The organism is Candidatus Saccharibacteria bacterium oral taxon 488, assembly GCA_010202115.1.
In the GTDB taxonomy this organism is placed as follows: domain Bacteria; phylum Patescibacteriota; class Saccharimonadia; order Saccharimonadales; family Saccharimonadaceae; genus Nanosynbacter.
Window position 1 is genome coordinate 106,151 of record CP047917.1, and the last position, 16,372, is coordinate 122,522.

Sequence of the window (16,372 nt, forward strand, 5' to 3'; positions counted from 1 at the left end):
GGACGATTATGAACAATCAAGAATTACGCATCGAAATTTTACTCGAAGAGGTGGTTAAAAAGCGGGCCTCAGACCTTCACATTCAAGTGGGCCTGCCACCGATGCTGCGTATTGACGGAACGTTGGTCGCAGCAACGGGCACGCAGCCGCTTGATGAGGCAACCGTGGAGCGGCTGGTATTTCAGATTCTTGATGAGGATCAGCGGCAAATTTTGCTCAAAGATAAGGAGTTTGACTTTTCGTTTGCGTTCGGTACACTGGGACGATTCCGGGTGAATGCCTTTCATGAGAGGGGTAATTTGGCAGCGGCGCTGCGCTTAATTCCAAACGAGATCAAGACTGCGCAGGAGCTGGGCATGCCGCCAATTGTCAATACATTTGCCGATTTCCCACGCGGTTTGGTGTTGGTGACGGGGCCGACTGGCTCTGGTAAATCGACGACGCTGGCGGCGCTGGTCGACAAAATTAACGCCGAAAAGTCGCAGCACATCATTACTATCGAAGACCCGATCGAATTTACGCACAAGTCAAAAAAATCAGTGGTGGTGCAGCGCGAGGTTCATTATGATACCTATTCATTCTCGGCGGCGCTACGTTCCAGCCTCCGTCAAGATCCAGACGTGGTGCTGATCGGCGAGATGCGCGACCTCGAGACGATCTCGGCGGCGATTACCATTGCCGAGACCGGGCACTTGGTGTTTGCGACGCTACACACCAACTCGGCGGCACAGTCTATTGATCGTATGATCGACGTCTTTCCGCCGCATCAGCAGCCGCAGATTCGGGCGCAGCTATCGAACATTCTGATGGCAATTTGTTCGCAGCGACTAGTGCCATCCATTGGTGGCGGCCGGGTGGTGGCGGCCGAGATCATGATTGCCAATCCGGCGGTGCGTAATATCATTCGCGAAGGCAAGAGCCATCAGCTGGATGCTGTCATTCAGACGGGCGCTGATCAAGGCATGCAGACGATGGACCGGACGCTGGTAAATCTGGTGCAAAACGGTACGATTACCTATGACAGTGCCCGTGAGTTTGCGGTTGATCTAGCGGAGTTTGAGCGGCTTATTCGAGGATAACGCATGAAAAAATATTACTATGAGGCCAGAGATTCAGCCACGCAAAAGATCACCAAGTCGGTTGTGCAGGCTGAGAGTGAGGTTGCCGCAGCGAAGCTGCTGAGCGCTCAAGGCTTCGTGCCGCTGAAAATTGAGCTGCAGGATGAGCGCGAGGGCTTCTTTCAGCGATTATCAAATAAAATATCGCCCAAGGATAAGATCGTCTTTACGCGGCAATTAGCGACACTGATTGGCGCGGGATTACCACTGGCGCAGAGTATGCATACTGTGCTGGAGCAAACGCAAAACAAGCAGATGCAGAACATCATTCAGGAGATAATCTCTGATATCGAAGGTGGTCGGCAACTGTCAAGTGCATTTGAGAAGCATCCAGAAGTATTTGATAACGTATACGTAGCGTTAGTGGCGGCCGGTGAAGCGTCGGGAACATTGGACGAAGCACTGAAGCGCATCGCATCACAACAGGAAAAAGATGCAGCAATGATTGGTAAAGTACGTGGCGCTATGGTCTATCCAGCAATTGTGTTGTTAGTAATTATCGCGGTGGTGGTATTTATGCTCGTGATGGTAGTGCCGCAGGTCGAAGGCCTGTATAGTAGCTTGCACAAAGAACTACCATTCATGACCAAGGTGATGGTGAGTGTCGCTGGCTTTTTGGCGCAGTTTTGGTGGGCCTTAGTGATTTTGCTTGGCATTGGCTTGTACTTCTTTCAGCAATACCTCAAGACCGAGGCTGGTATTCGCACCAAAGACACTTTCAAGCTGAATGTGCCAGTGTTTGACACCATGTTCCGGAAACTGTATATGGCGCGCTTTACTCGCACTGGTCAGACGCTTCTCAATAGCGGGGTAGCGATGCTGGACATGCTGCGCATTACTGCTCGGGCGGTCAATAATTCGATCATCCGTCAAGGCATTGAGCGTGCCAGCGAGAAGGTGAAGGGCGGCAAGGCATTGTCGGTGTCGTTAAAGAATGAAGATTATATTTTGCCGATGGTGCCACAGATGATCAAGATTGGTGAACAGTCGGGTAAAATCGATGAGATGATGGGTAAGTGCGCACAGATTTACGAAGATGAGCTGGACGAGGAGATCAAGGCAATCACGACGACGATTGAGCCGGTGCTGATGGTGGTGCTCGCGGTGGTGGCTGGTGTGATGGTCGGTGCGATAATCTTCCCAATTTATAATCTGGTCGGAGACATTAGCCTCTAGACAATCCATAAGCAGTACAGTATAATAGCAAGAGAAAGTTAAGTCACAGAAAGGTGGGCAACTTCATGGCTCAGCAAAAAGCAAATAAAGGATTCACAATCATCGAAGTCGTGTTGGTGCTAGCAATTGCTGGACTGATATTCTTGATGGTATTCTTGGCATGGCCGGCTTTACAGCGTAGCCAGCGCGATACACAACGACGGAGCGATGTAACGCGGTTCGTCTCGCAGGTGAATAGTTATGCAACGAATAACAAGGGAAGTATCCCGAAAACCGATACAGGGTCGATTAATAGCTTCCTTGATTCGTATATGAAACGTGGCAATGGTGAATTCAAGGACCCGCAGACCGGCAACAATTACAGCGTGGTAACTGGCGTCGCCCAACAGGGTTCGGCAACGACCGAAAAGATGGTCTATGCTACGAGTGCCCAGTGTGATGGCGAAAATATTGTTGCCAAAAGTGGTTCGCCGCGGTCATTTGCCGTCAAGGTGCAGCTAGAAGGAAGCGGTGCGTTTTGTAAAGATAACCAAAACTAAGCAGGGACAACGAATTATTGGCAGCCTCCTACTACCAGGGGGCTGCTTTTTTCATGATTTCTTGTTACCATTAACAGTATGATGTCAATGATAATACTAGTGGTTGTAGCTGCTCTTGGTGCGGTGATGGGGAGTTTTATCGGTGCTCAGGTATGGCGAGTTCGTGCTCGGCAGCTGGTTGAAGACAAGCAGGCCGGTGAACCGGTTGATATGCTGGAGCTCCGCCGCCTAAAGCCGCTGCTGAAACCTCTCAAAGACGATCGGTCACGGTGTCTTTCCTGCGGGCACGAGCTACGCTGGTATGATTTGCTGCCGGTAGTAAGCTGGCTGGCTGCCAGAGGTCGTTGTCGGTACTGCCAGGCACCGATTGGCTGGATGGAGCTGGGACTCGAGCTGGTAATGGGGGGATTATTTGTCGCCGTGACGTGGCATGGCATGATGGCGTTTACGGCGCCGCTCGTGATAACCAAGGTTGTAATTGCTCTGATGGGGGTATCGTATTTAGCGTTTCTGTTCGTGTATGACAAGCGGTGGTTTTTGCTCCCGGATGTGGCGAATTGGCCATTTGTGATGCTAGGAGTACTGTTTGCTGGGATTCACGCGGCAACTGGTCAGCTACCGGGCGGAGTGCTTGGACTGATGGCGGCGGTCGTCATTCTTAGTGGCGTATACGCGCTGCTCTATGTCGTGTCACGTGGTCGCTGGATAGGGTTTGGTGACGTCAAGCTGACACTCGGTCTCTCACTCTTTTTAATGGATTGGCGCCTGGCATTTCTCGCGCTCTTTCTAGCAAATTTACTCGGCACACTACTGGTACTACCGGGGATGCTTCGGGGTACAGTACAGCGTGGAGCACGAATACCATTTGGGCCATTATTAATCATTGGCTTTCTTATTGCGTGGTTTTTCGGCGTGAGGATCGTGGATTGGCTTATCGTGATTTGATAGTGCTTATGCTATAATAATGAGCATATGAAGCGGTGGCAATCCGGGTTTACAATCGTTGAAGTGGTGTTGTTCTTGGCGATCACCGGTCTATTGACCGTTGGCTTGTTAGCTGGCGTGAGCGCTGCGCTGCGTCAACAGCAGTATCATGACGCTGTTCAATCGTTCGCCGGCTTTATTCGTGATCAGTATAGCCGAGTGATTAGTATCGAGAATGATCGGGGCGATCGCGACACATGTCCTGTTAAGGGTGCAACAAACGACGGAACTCGGGGCCAGTCGAATTGCGTTGTCGTTGGTCGCTATGTCAAGTCGACGAATTCCGAGGCACGTTCATTTACCGCCTATCCGCTGTATGCTCTGAAACGCTCGGGAGTGTGGACGTATAGCTATAGTGAAAGTGAGGCAAATACCTATACGGTTGGCTGGGGTGCGCAGGTACGATCACTCACGGCAACTAATACTATTGGTAGAGAAATTGCTCTATTAATATACCGCGATCCAGACAGCGGGCAGGTTATCGTACGCACGAATGACACACCGTATTCACCGGCTAATATCAGTAATTTTGTCCGTAATATGCAGCCAAATGGTGGTACGTATACAGCCGATTTGCAGCTGCGGCAGCGAGAGTTTTGTATTTATGATACTGGCTGGTCAGTTGGCCAGAGGCTGTCAGTCTTTTTGGGTGCAAAGGCTGGCTCGAGCGAGGCGGTGACGGTTGGTCATGCAACAAAGGGGTGTGATAATGAAGCGACGGCATAGCGCCCGGGGTGATACGATCATCGAAGTAGTCATGGCGGTAGCGATGTTTAGTATGCTGGCGATTGGTATCATGGCGCTTATGAACAGCGGTATTGCAATGGCGCAGCGGTCGCTAGAGTTGACGCTTGTGCGGCAGCAAATTGATAGTCAAGCAGAAATGCTGCGCTACGTTCATGATAAGTCATCTCAGGCTGGGAGCTCATTTGCTGCTCTCTGGGATAGAATAAAGAATCGGACGATTGACCATGCTAATTCGGTGCTGAATGTTGATCGATGTCCGGAGGCGATGCCAAGTGGAGGATTTGCACTGGCGCCCAACAAAAATACTTTTCAGTTGATTACCAATAAATACGAATTATCATCGACATATGCCAAGGTTTCAACTACTCAAAATCCAACTTCTTTAGGCATTTCAATTCAGCTGGTGCGCGTTGAAGGTGGCCGCGCCTATGATGCATACATTCAGGCCTGCTGGATGAGTGTGGGGACTGACCGGCCAATGACCACGGGGACGATTGTGAGGATGTATGACACCGCAGTATAGACGATATGGGTTTACCTTGATTGAGTTGATGTTGGCGATGGCATTTGTGTCGGTGTTGCTGCTGGCAATCGCCACGATAGCAATTCAGGCCGGCAAGCTGTATAATCGAGGCCTCACGCTCAAAAGTATCAATCAGTCCGGCCGCGAGATTAGCGATAGTTTGCGGCGCGACTTTCTGCAGGCTAATGCTGGCAAGATAAGCGGCAATGCTAACTCGGCCGTTGTCATGGTGCAGGCAGGTGGTGCCGATCGAAGTGGTCGACTGTGCCTCGGTGATTATTCATATGTCTGGAATGTGCCAACGGTTGTTTCTGGAGAAGTGAAAGCTGGAGCAGGCATTATTACCGAAGTTGGTGGGCCTCATTCTGGTCGTCCAATTAATTTTGCTCGAGTGATTGACCCAGATGGTATGCTGTGTCAAAAAAATCAAACAACAGGGGCGTACGTGTCGACAGTTGCGACGGATAAGGTGACGCATCTTCTCAAGCCAGCCGGGTCGAATGATGTGGTGTTGGCAATTCATCACATGAAAGCAGCGCGAGTGGTGGGCGATGGCGGAGCGGATAGCCTCTATCGTTTGGAGTTTGTACTTGGGACTAGCCAGCTTGAGGCGATTAACACCGCTAATGGCACCTGTAAGCCACCAGCGGACAACAGCGAGAATCTCGATTTTTGTGCGATAAATAGCTTTGAGATGATTGTGAGGACAAATGGATAAAATCACAAGAGATAATCAGTCAGGCGCGGTATCGTTATTTGCAGTAATCTTTGCGACGCTATTACTAACGGTTTTGATGCTTGGTTTTATGCGGCTGATGATGGTTGATCAGCGACAGGCTCTAAATAATGAGCTGTCACAAAGTGCGTATGACGCCGCCCTGTCTGGTGTTGAAGACGCCAAGCGAGTCGTGCGTGCCTGCCAAAAAGGAGATAATGGTGGCAAGGCATGCGAGCAGTTGCGATTACCTAACGATTGTAAAGTCGTCGCACGTTCGGGCGTTGCCGGTAATGTGGCCGCCAACGAGACACTGATCCAGTCGCGCCGCTCAGGGGACGGTAAAGAGTTCAACCAAGCCTATACCTGCGTCAACATCACGATGGACACGGAAGATTTCCTGGTTAGCATACCCGAAGGATCATCTCGTTTGGTGCCGCTGAAAGCCAAATCTGAATTTAATAAAATTGTCCTCGAGTGGTTTACTAAAGAGGACGCGAACGGCAACGTGGCTGCTGGACGAGTAAAAAATGCTGCCTCCGTATCAACTTCGCTGCCGGCATACAGTGACTGGGATGAGTCGCCGTCTCGTCCTGCACCCGCGCTACTGCGCACTCAGATGATTTTTCCAGGCGATACATTCGACCTTGCTAGTCTTGATAGCTCTCGTGTTGCGACAATGTTCCTTTATCCACGGACGCTGAGTGTCCCCGGACCGACGAACGGAGGTGTATCGGCAATTAATCTACCGCGAGCGGGCGGTGGTGGGCAATTTAATAATGCTCCGACACCGGTGAGCTGTTCTCCGGATTTTGCGAATAGTGGTTATTCGTGCCGAGCCACAATTGATATATCACCTGTTACGGCTGCCGCCAGCGTTAATTCATTCTTGCGTCTGACGCCGCTATATCGCATGTCACACGTGCGAATTGCCCTATATAATGGTGCAGAACCGGTTAAATTTGATGGTGTTCAGCCAGCGGTTGATGCAACTGGTCGTGCTAGTAATGTATTTCGGCGGGTTGAGGCGCGCCTTCAGATAGGTGACGACTTCCCGTATCCTGAAAATGCTATCGATCTTGAGAATAGCCTCTGTAAAGACTTTTCGGTGACTGAGGGTAGTGTAACGCCGGGTAGCTGTCGGCCGTAGTGTCTTAGGGGTCTATCTCGTATCACTGTGAAAGCGTTCGTGGACGTCTTTGAGGTGCTGGTCGGTGACGTGTGTGTAAATCTGGGTCGTGGCGATATTGCTATGACCAAGCATCGATTGTACCGCCCGTAGGTCCGCTCCATTCATCAGAAGGTCGGTGGCAAAGCTATGACGCATAGTGTGCGGGCTAACGTGCTTGGTGATGCCAGCAAGTCGGGCATAGTGCGATACCATCCGCTGGATCGAGCGAGCACTCAGCCGACGATAATCGCCAGAAACTGATGGCTTTGCTAGGCGCCTGCTATAGCTGATGAATAGAGCCGGCAAGCTGTCACTTCGCGCATCAAGGTAATTTTTGACGTGCTCGGCAGCAGACATTGAAACGAATACGGGCCGGTCTTTCTGGCCCTTACCGCGCACCATAAACTCGCGTCGAGCGAGATTGATGTGGTCACGATTCAGGTTAACAAGCTCTGACACGCGCAGTCCGCTTGAAAACAAAAGCTCAATAATTGCGCGGTCGCGAAGGCCTGGTTCATTGTCCAATGGGATCTGCTCGATGAGCCGTACCACCTCGTCGTAGTGGAGAAATGTGACTTGTTTGCGAACGGTTTTTGGTAGGATGATCTTGTCGGCTGCCAGTGATGAGATGTCTCGTTGTGATAAATACGTCAATAATCCACGTAGGGCAATTAAGTGGTAATTTTGTGTAATTAACAACAATTCTTCACCGGTGTTGCTATTTTTATAACGGTTTAACCAGAGGCGATACTTACGAATTGTCTCTGATGTTATTTTTGCAACATCAATATCACCAGCAAAATCAATGAAGCGCTCAAGGTATAATTTGTAGTTCTCAATGGTGCGCGGACTGCGACCACCTTCAACTTCGAGATGTTCTAGGAAATCTGCTAATGCTTCTGAGAGATACATAGTTTAATTTTAACAACATCTATACCGTTTATCAAACGAATACTTTTTGTTATGATGAAGAAAATAATACACGAAGGAGACATATGACTGAATCAAAAGAGAAGAATATGTGTGGCATTGAACGAACACTGATTGTGTTCAAGCCCGATGCAGTGCAGCGGGGAATCGTTGGCGAGATCTTGCAGCGGTTTGAGCGTGTTGGTCTCAAGATTATCGGTGTCAAGATGGTAGCTCCGGGTCGTGAGCATTACTTTGCGCACTACGAAACGATTGGCAAGATGGTGACCCGTCGTGGTGAAGAAATTTTTGACATGACGCTTGATATGATGATGGACGGGCCGGTTATCGCTATGGTTCTTGAAGGAGTTGAAGCGGTTGCCGTGGTGCGTAAAATTGTTGGCCCAACCGAGCCAAAGTCTGCCGATATGGGTACGATTCGTGGTGACTATTCGCATGTTAGCTTTGGCTACGCCAACGAGTGCCAGAAGGGTGTGCCGAATTTGATTCACGCATCGGGTGATCCTGACGAGGCGGCGCAAGAAGTCGCCCACTGGTTTAAACCCGAAGAGTTGATGGATTATGCGACGTTAAACGAAAAGTTTACTCGGTAGTATTGTCGCGACCGACGACCACCCGTGTTATAATTAACACGGGTGGTTTTTTGTGTGTGCCTCGGTAGCTCAACTGGATAGAGCAGATCCGTCCTAAGGATAAGGTTGTAGGTTCGACTCCTGCCCGGGGTACCAAAGAATTATGACGAAGAAAGCCAAATTAGATAAATCATTTGATGGCCAGCGCGATGGCGAGGAGCTGTTATTTGTGTTTCGTCGACATATTATTGCTATGCGTAAGGGTTTTTATCTATTGCTCATTCCAATGACTGTTGGCGCATTACCGTATCTCATCTGGCAGGATAATCTCAATCTTTTATGGGTATTTCTCGGCAGCTTCATCTTTGGACTCGTTCTGTTTGGTTATCATTTTTTAATGTGGTTTTATACATATTACATTGTGACAAATCAGCGACTTCGCCAGATAACGCAGCATGGTTTTTTTGGTAAGGATGTAATTGAACTTAAACTAGCGAAAGTCCAGAATATCAGTTATGTCGTGCCTGGTTTTACGGGCGAAATGTTCAAATTTGGTACAATAGTTATTCAGACGTTTGTCGGGGACCTTGTCATTAAAAATGTCGAGCACCCAGATAAGATTTATAATAAGCTGCAAGATGCGGTGGACCTCGCTGCTGAAAGGAGTGATCATGCTAAAGAAGACAACGAAGGGTAAGAAAAAGGACAAACGCTCACTGCCGTCGCGGATTACCAATGACACGGTCGCGGAGCATCGCGAAAAGGTGCTGGCTGGTGGGCGCAAACACAAATACCCGATACAATACTCCAAACATAAACTAGTCTGGAACACGGTATTTATTAGTATTGCTGGACTCGTGACGGTGATTGTCCTATTGTATCTGCAACTCTATGTCTGGAAGGACACAAGCGATTTAGCATATCGTATTACCAAAATTTTGCCGCTACCGGCCGGTTCAGTTGAAGGGGAATTTGTGCGCTATAGTGATTATTTACTATATAACCGCGGTAATATGGCGGTGCTTAAGACTCAGGGTCAAGATCAGGCTGGTGATAAAGTCGCTTTTCAGCGGCAGCGGGCCATGAACCAAGCGGTGCAGGATGCATATGTGCGTAAGCTAGCGAGAGAAAGGGGTATATCAGTTGATGATCGAAAAGTTGATGAAGAGATGGACCGCCAGCAAAAGGATGCCGGCCTGTCAAAAGAAGCCTACCGTTCGGCGGTAAAAGATATGATTGGCTGGTCGCTTGATGAGGCGCGTGATGGCATTAGGGCATCGCTGCTGCGCTGGGAAGTATCGTTTGCCGTTGATGAAGCGGCGGCCAACCTTGTTAAGGAAGTTGAAGCACAGCTCAAGGCCGGTAAATCGTTGACCGATGTCGCGGCGGCGTTAGGCGAACGAGTACAAGTAATGCCAGAGACTGTTGTTCCGAAGACCAACAAAGACGGTGGCTTGACCGAGGCGGCGATTAAAACTGCAGATGGTACGATTTCTGGGGTTATTAAGCCGCTCGGTGGCGATGGCTACTACTTTGTTCAGCCACGCTCACGGGATAACGGTTCAATCACCTACTCATACCTCAAGATTCCATTGACGACATTTAAAGCTAATTTTGATAAGTTGATCAATGACAAGAAAGTTACCTATTACGTTCATCTTGATCAGCCAGCCGAACAAAAGTCTGGTGAGCAGAAATAGCCTCCGGCCTGCTCGTCATCATCTTTGCGAAAGCCTCACTCATCTGCTATAATTCTTGGGGAGACATGCCGCTGTAGCTCAGTTGGTAGAGCGGCGCTTTCGTAAAGCGTAGGTCACCGGTTCGAATCCGGTCAGCGGCTCCAGAACAGCATGAAGAACCATATTACAAACACATTACGACAGATAATGAAAGACCGCTGGCTACTTGGTCTTGTTATTGTTAATATCTTACTAGCGTCAATAATTATTATCTCCTTTGCTGTTACTATCAAGCCTAAAGAAACCCAAGTTATTGTTCAGCATAGTGCATTTAGTGTGACGGGGCTTTATCGTGGTCACTGGTATTCGCTTTGGACGTATGGCGTGTTGCAGCTTATGATTACGGTTGGGCACATCATATTGAGCGCTAAGCTTGCTGTGGTACAGCGTCGAGACTTAGCACTGGCACTTCTTTGGCTCACAATCGCTATATCAGTTATACTAGCACTGTTTGCTTACTCAATAATCGTAATCGCGTCGGTGGTGTAGAATTATGGATATAGAAATACCACTTGGTAAACGAAAGCCGCTCTATCGATTTTTAGAGATTCTGCCGGGTCTGTTGAGCTATGGTGCAATTATTCTTCTTGTCATACTGTCGATTTTTAGTCCACTGCTTGCGTCACTCTATCTGCTTATTATCATCCTGTCGATGATGGTGCGCGTGGTTGGCATTACCTATCATATGGTCGCTGGCCGTGCTAAGATGGATAAGGCGTGTCTGATCAATTGGCATGCGCGTCTTGAAGATCTCGAAGATCCGCAGGCGGTATATGCACGTATTCGCGACCAGCGACATAAGGAGGTTGGTTTTGCGCAGCACAAAGAAAACTTACGTCTCATTGCTTCTGCACAGCCAGGGTTTTTCCCGAAACCATCTGAAATTTATAACGCAGTTATCATGCCTGCCTATAATGAGAGCATTGAGGTGATTGAGCCAGCCATTCAAGCAGTAATCGCTACTACGTATGATAAAAAGCGTATGATTATGGTATTTGCGTATGAAGAGCGAGGCGGTAAGGATATTGACACAACTGCCAAGACACTACAAAAGCGCTATGGCGAGTATTTTCACGCCTTTCATATCGTCAAGCATCCAAAAGACATTCCGAATGAGGTGATCGGCAAGGGTGGCAATATTACGCATGCCGGGCGCTGGCTGAAGGGGTGGCTCAAGGAGCAGCATATTCCGTACGGTAATGTTATTGTCACGACGATGGACTGTGATAATAAGCCACATGAAACCTACTTTGACTACCTGACATACGAATATATCGTCCGCGAGGATCGTAAGCACTACTCGTATCAACCAGTCTGCCTATTCACTAGTAATATTTGGGACGTGCCGGCGCCGATGCGCGTGGTTGCGACGGGTAACTCATTTTGGAATATCATTAGCTCAATGCGCCCTCATTCGCTACGTAATTTTGCTTCACATGCTCAGCCGATGGATGCGCTCGTTGAGATGGACTTCTGGAGTGTTCGAACGATCGTCGAAGACGGCCACCAGTATTGGCGCAGCTACTTCTATTTTGGTGGTAACTACGGGGTCGTGCCGCTCCATGTACCAATTTATCAAGACGCGGTATTGTCAGCTACGTATATAAAAACGCTCAAAGCGCAGTTTATCCAGTTTCGTCGTTGGGCGTATGGGGCATCTGATGTTGCGTATGTTGGTGAACGGGTCTTTACTAAGCAGCGTAATGTACCATTTTGGGCTGGTTTCTCACGGTTTGTGCGGCTACTTGATGGAAATGTGACGTTAGCCTGTAATTCGGTTCTAGTTGCTTTTGGTGGCTGGGTACCGCTTATTGTTAATGCCGAGGCAGCTCGTAGTGTCGCCGCGCATCAATTGCCTGATACGGTGAGTACGCTGCAGCAAATTGCGTTGATTGGTATGGCGATAGCGATTTTTAGTGCCTTCAAGATTTTACCACCGCGTCCAGTTCGCTACACGCGACGTCGAAGTGTCTGGATGCTTTTACAGTGGGTGCTGATGCCAGTGACGTCTATTGTCTATAGCTCTGCTGCGGCGTTTGCCGCGCAGACTCGTTTGTTAGTCGGGCGATATCTTGATAAGTTTGACGTCACCGAAAAAGCCACAGCGGCGATTAACGCTCGTCAGAAGGCGGCTGCACGTAAACGGTCGAAGGCCTCCCGCGTCGCCGAGAAGTGATGAGTCGGTGCTGGGCGGCGTACTGGAGTGCTGCTACTGGGTCGTAGCGCTGGAGGATTATGTGTGTTATTTGAGCGATGATTTGCGTAGATAGCGGTTTATCTTGCTTGATAATCTGTTCCTGCGCGGTTTGTGCAAGGAAGTAGCTATCATGTGCTGCAGCATGCTTATTATGTTGAAAGCTACGGCTAATACTTACGATGAGTTTTCCTAGATTGAAAGGGGTGGTTGATCCGTCGCGTGCTAACACCATGTGCCCGTCTAGTGTAGCCCGTTCGTATGTCGTAAAGACTGCACCACATTCTGGACAGGTCCGTCGTCGCCAGACGCTGGGGTGTTTCGTGTGCTTGCGGGAGTTTTTGGTAGTAGTTTTATCGTGAAAACAATTTATACAAATCATATCAATATATTGACATATCACTATAAAAAATACTAGTGGAAAAGTATATGAAAATGTGTAAAATAGAAAAAACTAAAAACCCTCCGCACTGCGAGGGTTGTATGCAATAATGGTGGCCCTCACCGACACCCTCTCGAAACAATGGCAGCCGCTCCTTGACCTGGTCGCGAGCTTGCCGCCTGACTTTACCACCCGTGATGAGGGTTCCGCTGTCTCGCGTCTACCACATAGGGTCAAGTTCACTTCGCTCACCTCGGCCCAGCGAGCCAACGTCGCTGATCTCTACGCGGCTGGCGTCCCCGTGCCGGACATCTGCGCCCGCTTCAACATCACGAAGAACACGGTCATCCGCCTTCGCAAGCAGGCTGGCGTTCCCCAGCGGGAGCGCGGTCTCAATGAGCCGCAAGGCGACGAGGCCGAAGTGATGTACGCCTCGGGTAAGTCTCTCCTGACCATCGCCAAGCGCTTCGGCACCGGCGTCGGTGCTGTCCGGGGCTGCCTGCTGCGGCGCGGGGTGAGGATGCGGAGGAGGAACGGGGCGTAGTGGGTCGCATGAGGGTTGTAAGGCCTCGTCAGAGCATTGTTTTTCCGATTCTCGCGGGCGGTCTGGCACTCAGGAATTTAGTTTAGGTTTCATCTTTCTGGCTGCGATCTTAAAGCTCCCCAAGAAGATGGTCGTGTCGTCCCTTCGGCTGTCAAAAGTTAGCTATCATTGGTCTATTCAGGGCGACAGGGCCCCGATGAACCTCAAGGGGGCTCGAGATGAGTGTTGCGAAGCGCTTTCTGGCCATGTGTATGGCCTTGGCCGCTTGCTTGGCAGCCGCAGTATGCATGGCGCCGAGGGCGGCAGCTGGCCAGCGATTCACGATCGCCTACACCGGCGGTATCGGGGTGTACCCGCGTTCTGGACCAAGTATGAGCAGCCAGCGCGTCGGGGCGGCGCTGCCTGAAGGGTTGTCCGTGGAGGTGGCCTGTGAACTTGAAGGAGAGCTGGTCGACAACAACACCACGCCAGCTACCAAGATCTGGGAGCGTCTGAGTGATGGGACGTACGTATCTAACGCCTACGCCAACACCGGAGTGGAGGGGTGGACACCCGGAGTGCCGAGGTGTGATCAGGCCGCGACAACAAGCTCCCCTTCGCCTTCCGCGTCCCCATCTTCACGCTACGATGCTGCTGCCTCTGTTGCTTGGGCGAAAGAACACTACACTGATCCAGCTCGGTTCAAATCAAATCGCGGTGATTGCACCTGGTTTGTCAGCCAAGCCCTTTGGAACGGCGGAATGCCCAAATCTGATGACTGGACGGATATCTCTGGGGATCTCACGAAGATACCTAATCCTCTCGACTACGGATGGCGCGGCGTAACTTTGGCTGGAAGATATGCCCCAGCGCTAAGGAATTACCTTGTCAAAGCAAAGTTGGCTGAGGAACGTCAGATTTCTTGGTCTGATAATACTGCTGCCGGCGCTTCTGTTGGCGACCTCATTACCTATGACTTCGAGGGTGATGGCGAGTTGGATCACTTCGCCATTGTATCTAGTCTGAACGAGTCTGGGTTCCCGTCGGTGACTGAGCATGGAAAGGAGAATCGCTATTGGTCTTGGTCGGAATTCTCTGCACCCGCAGGGTGGTTTGAAAAGAAATATCCTAGTTCTCGTGCCTACTTGCTCAAGATCACTTTCTAGCATATACTAAAAAGGTGATAACTGAATATCTAATCTCTTTCGCCCTCTCCCCCGTTCTTCATGCACAGTATGAGACGGGGGAGGGGTGGTTGTTTACGCCTATTAAATTTTGGACTCGGTCTCCGCTAGAAATAGCTTTAGGCAATGGTGCGCACATAGATGTATTATCGACAGCTTGCCTGCTGGGTTTGATTTTTATTTTCCTTGTTCTAATGCCGCGTTTATCTTTTCGCGTGCCTACTCTTTGGATCAGAAAGGTGTCGACTGCAGCGTCTATAATTATTGGAGTATGGTTATGCGCCGAAGCATTTGATACAAATTGGAAGTTTCCATGTGTTCAAATATTGAGCGTTATAGCTGCTTTTGGAGGTACGTCTTATGGAATTTTTCGATGGGACAAGAAGTCTGCACAGCCACGATCACACCCGCTTGGTCAGGCTCGCTAGCGAAAATACGCCTGAGAATTGTCGACGCCCCATCCATCACCCATAATTTTTGTTTAGAACAGCCCAAAAAGTGGTGCGAGTAAGTCGCATGCTGGGCGAAGGCCCTATCGCTCAAACACATGCACCCCATCTTCGTTTTCGATGATGTCGAAGCAGCGGGTGACGTCTTCCCAGATGGCTTGGTAGTTCCAGCGGATGTAGTCGGTTGGGATGCCGATGGTGTTGGTGATGGTTTCGAGTTGTTGGCTGAAGATGTCTTCGACGAGGGTTTCGATGTAGGCGCTGCGGTTTGGCCAGCTGCCGTGGTAGCAGTTGGTGAAGTTGTGGTGCCAGTCTGGGTCGAGGGGTTGGTTTGGTGGTTGTCCGGTGAGTTGGCGCCAGGCGGTGATGGCGCCTGCTGGGTAGTTGTGTGGTGTGGTTTCGGGTGTGTTGTCTGGCTGGTGATTGCCGGTTTGGGTGTGTCGTGGTTGGTGGTTCATGGTGTCTTCTCCTTTCTGGTTAGTTGTTCAGCACGTCTTTTACCTCTTCTAGGGTGATGGCGCTGTGCATGCCGGTCGGTAGTGTGGTGTCGCTGGTCAGGATGCGGTGGAGTTGTTGCTTGCGGGCGGGGTGTGGGGTGATCCAGAGCACGCGGGGGAAGATGCCTCGGGTGGCTTGTTCGGTGCCGGCTTGGTAGTGGCGGTGGTAGGCGCGGGCTTTGGTGGTGATGCGGGCGGGGTTTTCGGTGGCGAGGTCGATTTCGCACCACCAGTGGTCTTGGTAGCCGTTGGTTTCGGTGATGAGGCCAAGGTCGGGTTTGACCCATTCGGGTTGGCCGTAGGGGCCGAGGTGGCTGCGCCAGCAGGTGGGTTCGGGTTCGATGTGGTGGATGGTGAAGTGGCTGTGGCGGGCGGTTTCTTCGATGGTGATGCGTGTTTCGGTGATGGCGAGGGTATGGGTGAGGAAGCCGAGGGATGGTTCGTGCCAGCGTCGTCGGGTTGGGGTGCCGGTGTCGGCGTCGTGGCGGGTGATGAGGCGGTGGCCGGGTTCGGTCAGGTGCCAGGTGGCGGCGGCGGAGCCGGCGCGCATGCCGCCGATGCGTCTGGTGAGGGCACGGATGAGGTGAAGCGTGGCCAGGTGTTTTGTCAGGCGGCTGGTTTGACGTAGGGCCGAGGCGGGGCTGGCGTGGTGGGGCCTGAGCAGCCGGGCAAGGTGGCTGGTGGTGGCGAAGCGTTGCTGGGCGAGGAATCGCAGGACGGTCATGGCGCGCTGGCTGAGACGTGCCATGAGGTGGTGAAGTTGGTGCTCGGAGATACGAATCATGGGAGTCCTCCTTTCACGATGTGGTTAGAGAGAGGCCCGGCTCTAGTGCCGCTGGTCGCTGGCCGGTGCCGGTGTGGTGGCTGCCTCGGTGAAGAGGTAGACAGTCGTGTCCCGTAGTTGGTGGTTGAGGGCCGGTTGGCGGGGT

The 16,372-nt window shown here is 50.8% G+C and carries 18 protein-coding genes and 2 tRNA genes; 17 read left to right on the forward strand and 3 right to left on the reverse strand.

What is annotated here, in order from left to right; translation table 11 throughout:
- Window positions 1-8 precede the first annotated feature (8 nt).
- From GWK74_00550 to GWK74_00585, 8 genes are all read left to right on the forward strand, one after another.
- A complete protein-coding gene (locus tag GWK74_00550; GenBank protein ID QHU90027.1) occupies window positions 9-1,079 on the forward strand; it encodes a PilT/PilU family type 4a pilus ATPase in 1,071 nt (356 codons plus the stop codon).
- Window positions 1,080-1,082: 3 nt separating this feature from the next.
- A complete protein-coding gene (locus GWK74_00555) occupies window positions 1,083-2,294 on the forward strand; it encodes a type II secretion system F family protein (GenBank protein ID QHU90028.1) in 1,212 nt (403 codons plus the stop codon).
- Between the two features lie 65 nt (window positions 2,295-2,359).
- A complete protein-coding gene (locus GWK74_00560; protein ID QHU90029.1) occupies window positions 2,360-2,833 on the forward strand; it encodes a prepilin-type N-terminal cleavage/methylation domain-containing protein in 474 nt (157 codons plus the stop codon).
- Window positions 2,834-2,911: 78 nt separating this feature from the next.
- Complete coding sequence (locus GWK74_00565) at window positions 2,912-3,778, forward strand: hypothetical protein (protein ID QHU90030.1); 867 nt, start codon at window positions 2,912-2,914, stop codon at window positions 3,776-3,778.
- Window positions 3,779-3,805: 27 nt separating this feature from the next.
- Window positions 3,806-4,543 (forward strand): hypothetical protein, encoded by a 738-nt coding sequence (locus GWK74_00570; GenBank protein ID QHU90031.1) that lies wholly within the window; start codon window positions 3,806-3,808, stop codon window positions 4,541-4,543.
- Window positions 4,527-5,087, forward strand: a complete 561-nt coding sequence (locus tag GWK74_00575; GenBank protein ID QHU90032.1) for a hypothetical protein — start codon at window positions 4,527-4,529, stop codon at window positions 5,085-5,087. Before GWK74_00570 ends, GWK74_00575 begins: the two co-directional genes overlap by 17 nt.
- Complete coding sequence (locus tag GWK74_00580) at window positions 5,071-5,805, forward strand: prepilin-type N-terminal cleavage/methylation domain-containing protein (GenBank protein ID QHU90033.1); 735 nt, start codon at window positions 5,071-5,073, stop codon at window positions 5,803-5,805. The genes GWK74_00575 and GWK74_00580 overlap by 17 nt, the downstream gene beginning before the upstream one ends.
- Window positions 5,798-6,952 (forward strand): hypothetical protein, encoded by a 1,155-nt coding sequence (locus GWK74_00585; protein ID QHU90034.1) that lies wholly within the window; start codon window positions 5,798-5,800, stop codon window positions 6,950-6,952. Before GWK74_00580 ends, GWK74_00585 begins: the two co-directional genes overlap by 8 nt.
- A 12-nt stretch (window positions 6,953-6,964) precedes the next feature.
- On the opposite strand, the gene GWK74_00590 is transcribed toward GWK74_00585, so the two are convergent.
- On the reverse strand, window positions 6,965-7,885 hold the full coding sequence (locus tag GWK74_00590; protein QHU90035.1) for a tyrosine-type recombinase/integrase: 921 nt from the start codon (window positions 7,883-7,885) through the stop codon (window positions 6,965-6,967).
- 107 nt (window positions 7,886-7,992) lie between these two features.
- On the opposite strand from GWK74_00590, the gene GWK74_00595 reads away from it, so the two are divergent.
- The 9 genes from GWK74_00595 to GWK74_00635 all read left to right on the forward strand — a co-directional run bounded on the left by GWK74_00595 (window position 7,993) and on the right by GWK74_00635 (window position 14,479).
- The gene (locus GWK74_00595; GenBank protein QHU90833.1) at window positions 7,993-8,496 is read left to right on the forward strand and encodes a nucleoside-diphosphate kinase; all 504 of its coding nucleotides are present in this window, start codon (window positions 7,993-7,995) and stop codon (window positions 8,494-8,496) included.
- 58 nt (window positions 8,497-8,554) lie between these two features.
- Window positions 8,555-8,631: transfer RNA gene (locus GWK74_00600), tRNA-Arg, on the forward strand.
- Between the two features lie 7 nt (window positions 8,632-8,638).
- Entirely contained in the window at window positions 8,639-9,172 is a 534-nt protein-coding gene (locus GWK74_00605) for a PH domain-containing protein (protein ID QHU90036.1), read from the forward strand.
- Window positions 9,147-10,175, forward strand: a complete 1,029-nt coding sequence (locus GWK74_00610; protein QHU90037.1) for a hypothetical protein — start codon at window positions 9,147-9,149, stop codon at window positions 10,173-10,175. The genes GWK74_00605 and GWK74_00610 overlap by 26 nt, the downstream gene beginning before the upstream one ends.
- A gap of 67 nt (window positions 10,176-10,242) precedes the next feature.
- Window positions 10,243-10,318: transfer RNA gene (locus GWK74_00615), tRNA-Thr, on the forward strand.
- A gap of 43 nt (window positions 10,319-10,361) precedes the next feature.
- On the forward strand, window positions 10,362-10,703 hold the full coding sequence (locus GWK74_00620) for a hypothetical protein (GenBank protein QHU90038.1): 342 nt from the start codon (window positions 10,362-10,364) through the stop codon (window positions 10,701-10,703).
- 4 nt (window positions 10,704-10,707) lie between these two features.
- The gene (locus GWK74_00625) at window positions 10,708-12,390 is read left to right on the forward strand and encodes a hypothetical protein (GenBank protein QHU90039.1); all 1,683 of its coding nucleotides are present in this window, start codon (window positions 10,708-10,710) and stop codon (window positions 12,388-12,390) included.
- 509 nt (window positions 12,391-12,899) lie between these two features.
- A complete protein-coding gene (locus GWK74_00630) occupies window positions 12,900-13,334 on the forward strand; it encodes a hypothetical protein (protein ID QHU90040.1) in 435 nt (144 codons plus the stop codon).
- Between the two features lie 287 nt (window positions 13,335-13,621).
- Window positions 13,622-14,479: a hypothetical protein gene (locus GWK74_00635; protein QHU90041.1), complete on the forward strand. Its 858-nt coding sequence runs from the start codon at window positions 13,622-13,624 to the stop codon at window positions 14,477-14,479.
- Window positions 14,480-15,029: 550 nt separating this feature from the next.
- On the opposite strand, the gene GWK74_00640 is transcribed toward GWK74_00635, so the two are convergent.
- Window positions 15,030-15,404 (reverse strand): hypothetical protein, encoded by a 375-nt coding sequence (locus GWK74_00640; protein QHU90042.1) that lies wholly within the window; start codon window positions 15,402-15,404, stop codon window positions 15,030-15,032.
- A gap of 19 nt (window positions 15,405-15,423) precedes the next feature.
- A complete protein-coding gene (locus GWK74_00645; GenBank protein ID QHU90043.1) occupies window positions 15,424-16,227 on the reverse strand; it encodes a hypothetical protein in 804 nt (267 codons plus the stop codon).
- Between the last annotated feature and the right edge of the window lie 145 nt (window positions 16,228-16,372).

Coding starts and splice junctions, on each gene's coding strand:
- GWK74_00620 (QHU90038.1), top strand. CDS start 10,362: ATGAAAGACCGCTGGCTACTTGGTCTTGTTATTGTTAATATCTTACTA.
- GWK74_00630 (QHU90040.1), top strand. CDS start 12,900: ATGGTGGCCCTCACCGACACCCTCTCGAAACAATGGCAGCCGCTCCTT.
- GWK74_00610 (QHU90037.1), top strand. CDS start 9,147: ATGCTAAAGAAGACAACGAAGGGTAAGAAAAAGGACAAACGCTCACTG.
- GWK74_00625 (QHU90039.1), top strand. CDS start 10,708: ATGGATATAGAAATACCACTTGGTAAACGAAAGCCGCTCTATCGATTT.
- GWK74_00580 (QHU90033.1), top strand. CDS start 5,071: ATGACACCGCAGTATAGACGATATGGGTTTACCTTGATTGAGTTGATG.
- GWK74_00635 (QHU90041.1), top strand. CDS start 13,622: ATGGCGCCGAGGGCGGCAGCTGGCCAGCGATTCACGATCGCCTACACC.
- GWK74_00605 (QHU90036.1), top strand. CDS start 8,639: ATGACGAAGAAAGCCAAATTAGATAAATCATTTGATGGCCAGCGCGAT.
- GWK74_00555 (QHU90028.1), top strand. CDS start 1,083: ATGAAAAAATATTACTATGAGGCCAGAGATTCAGCCACGCAAAAGATC.
- GWK74_00550 (QHU90027.1), top strand. CDS start 9: ATGAACAATCAAGAATTACGCATCGAAATTTTACTCGAAGAGGTGGTT.
- GWK74_00575 (QHU90032.1), top strand. CDS start 4,527: ATGAAGCGACGGCATAGCGCCCGGGGTGATACGATCATCGAAGTAGTC.
- GWK74_00640 (QHU90042.1), bottom strand. CDS start 15,404: ATGAACCACCAACCACGACACACCCAAACCGGCAATCACCAGCCAGAC.
- GWK74_00570 (QHU90031.1), top strand. CDS start 3,806: ATGAAGCGGTGGCAATCCGGGTTTACAATCGTTGAAGTGGTGTTGTTC.
- GWK74_00590 (QHU90035.1), bottom strand. CDS start 7,885: ATGTATCTCTCAGAAGCATTAGCAGATTTCCTAGAACATCTCGAAGTT.
- GWK74_00645 (QHU90043.1), bottom strand. CDS start 16,227: ATGATTCGTATCTCCGAGCACCAACTTCACCACCTCATGGCACGTCTC.
- GWK74_00585 (QHU90034.1), top strand. CDS start 5,798: ATGGATAAAATCACAAGAGATAATCAGTCAGGCGCGGTATCGTTATTT.
- GWK74_00565 (QHU90030.1), top strand. CDS start 2,912: ATGATGTCAATGATAATACTAGTGGTTGTAGCTGCTCTTGGTGCGGTG.
- GWK74_00595 (QHU90833.1), top strand. CDS start 7,993: ATGTGTGGCATTGAACGAACACTGATTGTGTTCAAGCCCGATGCAGTG.
- GWK74_00560 (QHU90029.1), top strand. CDS start 2,360: ATGGCTCAGCAAAAAGCAAATAAAGGATTCACAATCATCGAAGTCGTG.